The 6,309-nt window shown below is 67.8% G+C and carries 6 protein-coding genes; 4 read left to right on the top strand and 2 right to left on the bottom strand.

Going from position 1 to position 6,309, the window contains the following annotated elements; genetic code table 11:
• Positions 1-582, top strand: a 582-nt coding sequence (locus RMN84_RS11915) for a hydantoinase B/oxoprolinase family protein (RefSeq protein WP_309612385.1), incomplete at its 5' end; no start/stop codon positions are given.
• Positions 579-1,226 carry an isochorismatase family protein gene (locus RMN84_RS11910; RefSeq protein ID WP_309612384.1) on the top strand — a complete coding sequence of 216 codons (648 nt, stop codon included), beginning with the start codon at positions 579-581 and terminating at the stop codon, positions 1,224-1,226. The genes RMN84_RS11915 and RMN84_RS11910, both read left to right, overlap by 4 nt.
• On the opposite strand, the gene RMN84_RS11905 is transcribed toward RMN84_RS11910, so the two are convergent.
• Entirely contained in the window at positions 1,192-2,403 is a 1,212-nt protein-coding gene (locus RMN84_RS11905) for a glycosyltransferase (RefSeq protein ID WP_309612383.1), read from the bottom strand. The genes RMN84_RS11910 and RMN84_RS11905 overlap by 35 nt on opposite strands.
• Before the next feature lie 35 nt (positions 2,404-2,438).
• On the opposite strand from RMN84_RS11905, the gene RMN84_RS11900 reads away from it, so the two are divergent.
• On the top strand, positions 2,439-3,185 hold the full coding sequence (locus RMN84_RS11900) for a DUF2334 domain-containing protein (RefSeq protein ID WP_309612382.1): 747 nt from the start codon (positions 2,439-2,441) through the stop codon (positions 3,183-3,185).
• A gap of 54 nt (positions 3,186-3,239) precedes the next feature.
• On the opposite strand, the gene RMN84_RS11895 is transcribed toward RMN84_RS11900, so the two are convergent.
• Positions 3,240-5,108, bottom strand: coding sequence for a hypothetical protein (locus RMN84_RS11895; RefSeq protein ID WP_309612381.1), 1,869 nt, complete (start codon positions 5,106-5,108; stop codon positions 3,240-3,242).
• Positions 5,109-5,362: 254 nt separating this feature from the next.
• Between RMN84_RS11895 and RMN84_RS11890 the strand changes: the two genes are divergently transcribed.
• Positions 5,363-6,309, top strand: a 947-nt coding sequence (locus RMN84_RS11890; RefSeq protein ID WP_309612380.1) for an HD domain-containing phosphohydrolase, incomplete at its 3' end; no start/stop codon positions are given.

Below are 6,309 nucleotides of genomic sequence, written 5' to 3'. Positions count from 1 at the left end.
GAGACCGTCGCCGACTCCGGCGGCGCTGGCCTCCATCGCGGCGGCAACGGCATCATCATGACCTATAAATTCCTCGAACCCGGCCAGATCGCGATCCATGACGATCGCTGGTTCGTGCCGCCATGGGGCGTCAACGGCGGCGCGCCCGGTGCCCGCGCGACCAAGATTTTGCGCACGGCCGACGGTAGCGAGACCGTGGTCGGCAACAAGGCCGAGGATATTGCGGTCGAGGCTGGCGACGAGCTCGACTTCATTACCTGGGGCGGCGGCGGCTGGGGCGACCCGCTCGACCGCGCTCCCGCCTTGGTCGCGCACGAAGTCGTCCAGGGCCTCGTTACCGCCACCGGCGCGCGCGCCTATGGCGTCGTCCTCGGCTCCGACGGCGGCGTCGACTCGTCCGCCACCGACACGCTGCGCAGCGCCATGCGCGCCGCCCGCCCGGCGACCCTCCCGACCTTCAACACCGGCCCCGCGATCGACGAGCTTCGCCGCGATTCGATGAAAGACACGGGCCGCGACGCGCCCAAACAGCCGCGCTGGACGAACGCCGCCGTCCCGCCCGAGGCGCTGGCGGCCGAGTGACCACCCCGCTTGACGAGGATTATGCCAAGGCCGGGTTCGACGGCCATTTGCCGTTCGGCCAGCGTCCCGCCGTGCTCATCGTCGACGTCTGTCGCGCCTATCTCGACCCCGCCTCGCCGCTCTACGCCGGGGTCGAGTCGGCCCTCGCTGCCAACATCACCCTCGCCGCCGCCGCCCGCGCCGCGCACGTCCCCGTCGTCTTCACTCGCGTCCGCTATGGCGTAGGCGGTCTCGACGGCGGCCTGTTTACCCGCAAGGTCCCCGCGCTCGCCGCTTTTCTCGATAACAACCCGCTCGGCGACTTCGACGATGCCCTGCGCCCCCACGACGCCGACCTCGTCGTTACCAAACAATATGCTTCGGCCTTCTTCGCTACCTCGCTCGCCGCCAGCCTGACCGCCATGGGCATCGACAGCCTGCTGATTACCGGCTTCTCGACCTCGGGCTGCGTCCGCGCCACCGCGCTCGACGCGCTCCAGCACGGCTTCATCCCCTACGTCGTGCGCGACGCCTGCGGCGACCGCGCCCCCGGTCCCCACGACTCCAACCTGTTCGACCTCCAGGCCAAATATGCCGAGGTGGTGGGACTGGATGAAGCATTGGACCTGCTTAAGCGCTCAGCGCTTCCACAAAGCGTGGCGTGACCGTCCACTCGGGGACGACCGCCGCCCCCGGCACCAGCGCCGCATAGCGTTCGGTCAGATCGGCGAAATGCTGGTCCATCGTCCTGACCCGCGCCGCCGCCCGCTCATGCCCGCCGAACGCGCCCGGCGCGTCGAACAATCGCACGATCGTGTCGCGCAGCGCCGTCTGGTCGCCCGCGCGATAGGCCAGCCCGGCGCCCGCGCCTAATTGGTCGAATGCCCCGCCGCGGTCGGGTACGATCAGCGGCAGCCCGCTCGCCCGCGCCTCGCTCGCCACCAGCCCGAAGGTCTCGCTTTCGCAGCCATGGACCAGCGCGTCGCAGCTGGCGAGCAAAGTCGCCAGCTCGCCCCGGTTCGCGGTTGGCTCCATGATCTCGATATGCGAGCAGCCCGCCGCTGCCGCGACGATCCGCGCCCGCTCGCCGCCGGCGCCGATCAGCACCAGCCCGACCGGCCGCCGCCGTGACGCCTGCGCTACCGCCCGCACGACCATCGGCCAGCGCTTCTCCGCCCCGAACCGCCCGACGCCGGCCAGGATGATCCCGTCGCCCGCCAGCATGAGCCGGTCGAACAGCTTGCGGCGCAGGTCCGGGTCGGCGCGCCCCGGGCGGAATATCCCCGGCTCGACACCCAGCGGTACCGTCACCACCTTCTCCAGCCCGCCCGCTCCCAACCGCCGCGACAGGCTTGCCCCCGGGCTGACGACCAGGTCGAAGCCCCGGTCCAGCGCCCGCAGATGCGCCCAGAATCCCCCGCACATCTGGTCGATCCGTGCCCGGCTTGCGACTCCGCCCAGCCAGCGATAGGCATAGGATGACAGCGGATCGGCGTGCATCATCAGCGCGCGCGGGGCGCTGCCCTGCCACTGGGCCACCTTGGTCGCACTCGACCATGGCGAGCTCGCCTCGACGAAATCCGGTCGCCACGCATCGAGCGCATCATGGATCGCATTACGATCGGTGAAATAATGATAGCGGCGGTCGACCGGCAGCGTCGGCTGCGCGACTGTCACCAGCAGCGCGCCCGGTCCGCGCCGCTCGACGCTGTCATGCCGTCCCGGTGCCAGCACGATGATCTCGTGACCCAGCGCCGGCAGCGCCTTCAGCTTGCGCTCGACATAGGTCTTCACCCCGCCGCCATGGGGGGTGTAGAAGGCACAAACGTCGACGATCCGCATCGTCGGCCTTTCGCACGTTCGTTCATGAACGTTCAATGACCGGAACGATAATGGGCTCCATGCCCCGCCTCCTCGCCTCGATCCACGACGTCGGCCCGCGCAGCGAAGGCGCGTTCGACCGCCTTCACGCCCTGTTCGCCGTCACCGGCGTGCCCACCCCCGCGCTGCTCGTGGTCCCCAATCATTGGGGCGAAGCGCCGATCCGCCCCGGCACCCCCTTCGCCACCCGCCTGCGCGCGCTGGCCGACGCGGGGCACGAGATTTTCCTCCACGGCTGGTTCCACCGCGACGACAGCGGGCAGGGCGGCTTTCGCGCGAAGCACATGACGGCGGGGGAGGGCGAGTTCCTGGCCCTCGACGCCGCCGAAGCGGCAAGACGCATCGCCGCCGGCAAGGCGCTGCTCGAGGATATCATCGGTCGCCCGGTGACCGGCTTCGTCGCCCCCGCCTGGCTCTATGGCGACGGCGCACGCGAAGCCCTGCGCATGGCCGCCATCCCGCTGGCCGAAGATCATTGGCGCGTGTGGAACCCCACCACCGGCGCGATCCTCGCCAAGACCCCCGTCATTACCTGGGCCAGCCGCACCCCCATGCGCCTGCGCTCCTCGCTGCTCGTCGCCGCCCTCGCGCGCACCCTGTCGCTGCCAAGCACGATGCGCCTCGCCGTCCATCCCGGCGACGTGACCAGCCCGGCGCTCCTCGCCAGCATCACCACCACCCTGCGCAGCCTTCTCAAGACCCACCGCCCAACCCGCTACGCCGACCTGGGCCATGCGGCCTGACGGCAGCGGAGAGCGCCCACTTCCTCGGAGAGGCCATCGCGCCCGCGCGCGCCGTCAGCAGCGGTCGGGCGTCCAATGGTCGACCTTGCTCTGCACGTTGCGCTGATAGTTGCTCAATGTGCCGCTCGTGTCTTCTGGCTTCTCGACCGTATCGATCGCTTTACCCATTCTCACCATGGTGACGTTCCAGTCGGTCATGGCATAGCTCCCACCACTCTTGAGGAAGACGTCGAGCTCGCCGAGTAGGCGCTTATCTTTCGGCGCGCCGAGGCAGAACCCCGACTTGACGAAGGAGATCATGTCGCCGTTCACGTCCCGCTCGTCCTGCCGGCCATAGGAGCCGATCGTCCCATTCTCGCGCTGCGTGCGGATGTCGGCCAGCGTCGCTGCGGTCTGCTTCAGAATGGCGAACAGCTGCCACGCCTGATCGATATTGCCATAGCCCAGCGTCCGGACCAGCTCCGGCGCGGCCAGCCGTCGCACCGGGTCGTCGAGCAACCTCTTTTGATCGGCGCCGATCAGGGAGATGGCATCGGGGCCGAGACCCTTGAGCACCGCGTTGAACACGCTCTTCTTGGGCGCGTCGGCGGGATCATTCGCGAGCAATCGCTTGGTGTAGGCATCATAGACGATCCTGGCCTGCGCCAGCGTCAGTTTCAGCGACCAGATCCCGGGCAGGCTCTTCAACCGCGGGTCGGCGGCGAGGCGGCTGGTGATCGCCACATCCTCGTCGGTGGCCTTGTCGCCCACGGCCGCGAAATAGGCTTCGAGCACCTGGAAGGCGGGGCTGCGTTCGTCGAGCGTGCCCGCATCCAGCGCTTGCCTGATCTGCGCCCGCAACGGGGGCAGCATGGCGGCCTTGTTCTTGCTGATGCCGACTTCCGGGCGACCAGCGAGAGTGGTGAAATCGCCAAGACTGTCGGCGAGCTTGACGGCATCATAACCGGTCTTGCTGTTGATGGTGGTCCGCGCCCAGTCGAAGCCGAAATTCTCGATGCCACCGGTCCCGGCGATCGTCAGGATCTTGTCCAACGTGTTCACGCTGCTCTGGTGGTTACGATAGACGATCTTGCCGCGCTCGGCGATTTCGATTGTCTGCGTGCTGATCCGGCCCGGTCCGAACGACCATTTCTTGCGCGCGGTAGCATTGTCAGTTTCACGCTCCGTGATCACGATGTCGTGCGCGATGCGGGCGGGCTCGGCGACCAGGCAAAAGTCGCTGGCGAGTTTCAGCGCCCACTGCGCGGCCAGCACCTTGCCGTCCTCATAATCGCTGATCCCATGACTGCCTTTGTTGCGCAGGGGCGGCTGCATCCCCCTGAAGTTCATGTCGACATTCGACTGACAGTTCGGTCGTGGGGCCAGCCGATAGGTTCGTGCTTCGGGCGACGGGCGTCCATCGGCGATCTTGTCGGCTTCCCGGGTCTGATCGATGGTGACGCTGGTCACCCCCGGCGTGAACAGCGCGGCCAGGCAGAAACTGTCGCAGGCATAGCCGCGCGTCCCGACGACATAGGGATACACCTGCTCGCTGGCTTCGTTCAAATTCGCCTGCTGGCGATTGAACCGGACGTTTCCTTTCAGCGCGATCGGCGACGCCGGCCTAACATCGGGCTGTATCGTGGCATGATAGGCCGCCAGATCGATCATCCGCCTCGGCAGGACCGTCAGGGTGGCGACGATCGCGATCGCCGCCACGCCGCCTACGATGGCGATCACGCCGTCGCCCAGCAGCGCGCGCGCACCGTACCAGCCGGCGGCGAAGACCACGCCGTACAGGAACGCGGTCGGCATCAGGCTGAGGATCAGGCCGGGGATCAGCAGCAGGAAGAAACCCAGCACCACCAGCCCGGGCGCGCTCAGCGCCACGAACGCGCCGATCCCGGTAATCAGCAGATAGCCCGCGAGAAATTTGCCCAACATTCGCCCCCCCGGACAGCGACTTCAATCATCGCGCCGCTGGCCACTAATGTCACCGCGACATCGTTTCGCCAATGGCCCACCCGCCACGCCCGGCCCTGCTAAGCCCCACACCTCAACGTCAGGTTTCCACCCCATGCGGACCGGGGCGCGGTCAGACGTCACGCACCTGACCTCGGGCGGCCGGGCCAGCGGCGGATAAACCAAAAATTAATGACTGGCCGCCAAGACGCTCTCGTTCGAAGGAGCTCGGCCTCGTGAAGTTTGCACCCATCACGTCAGGGACCACGACACAGACCGTGACGCTCGCCGAACTCATCGGCGCGTTCAGCTATGCGCTTGACATCACCGAAGGACAGCCGGCCGGTCACTGCCTGCGCGCCTGCTGGATCGGCAGCCACATCGGTCGGGCGCTCGGCCTCTCGCCGCAGGACCGCGACGACCTTTACTATACTTTGCTGCTCAAGGATCTTGGCTGCAGCAGCAACGCCGCGCGCATCTGCGAACTTTACCAGGCTGACGACATCGCCTTCAAGCAAGGCTACAAGACCGTCGGCACCGGCCTCGCCGCGACGATCCACTTCATCGCGTCACGGACCGCCCGCGCCGCCCCGCTGCGCCGCCGCGCCGGGGCGATCGGCCATATTCTCAAGAACGGCGACAGCATCGCGCAGGAACTGATCGTCGCGCGCTGCACCCGCGGCGCAGACATCGCCCACTCGCTCCATTTCTCGACGGCCGTGTCCGACGGCATTTATCACCTCGACGAACATTGGGACGGCTCGGGCCGACCCGATCATCTCACTGGCGACGCCATTCCGCTCGCCGCCCGGATCGCGCTCCTCGCCCAGGTCGCCGACGTATTTCACACCCATGCCGGCCGCAACGCCGCGATCGACGAGATCAGGCGCCGCTCGGGCAGCTGGCTCGACCCGGCGCTGGTCGCTGCGTTCGATGCGGTCGCCGCTAACGAGCAGTTCTGGACCGGCCTCGAATCACCGTTCCTCGAAACCCGCCTGCTCGCGCTCGCTCCGGCCGAACATGCGCGCGAAGTCGACGAGGATTATCTCGACGACATCGCCGCCGCCTTCGGTTCGGTGATCGATGCCAAAAGCCATTTCACCGCCGGCCATTCCGCCCGCGTCGCCGATCTGGCTGGGCGGATCGGTGCCGCCATGGGCGTGCCTCCGTCCCGCCGCCGCTG

Source organism: Sphingomonas sp. (assembly GCF_031380695.1).
Classification (GTDB): domain Bacteria; phylum Pseudomonadota; class Alphaproteobacteria; order Sphingomonadales; family Sphingomonadaceae; genus Sphingomicrobium.
Note: the sequence above shows the minus strand (reverse complement) of the source record. Positions and strands in the feature narration are given on the sequence as shown.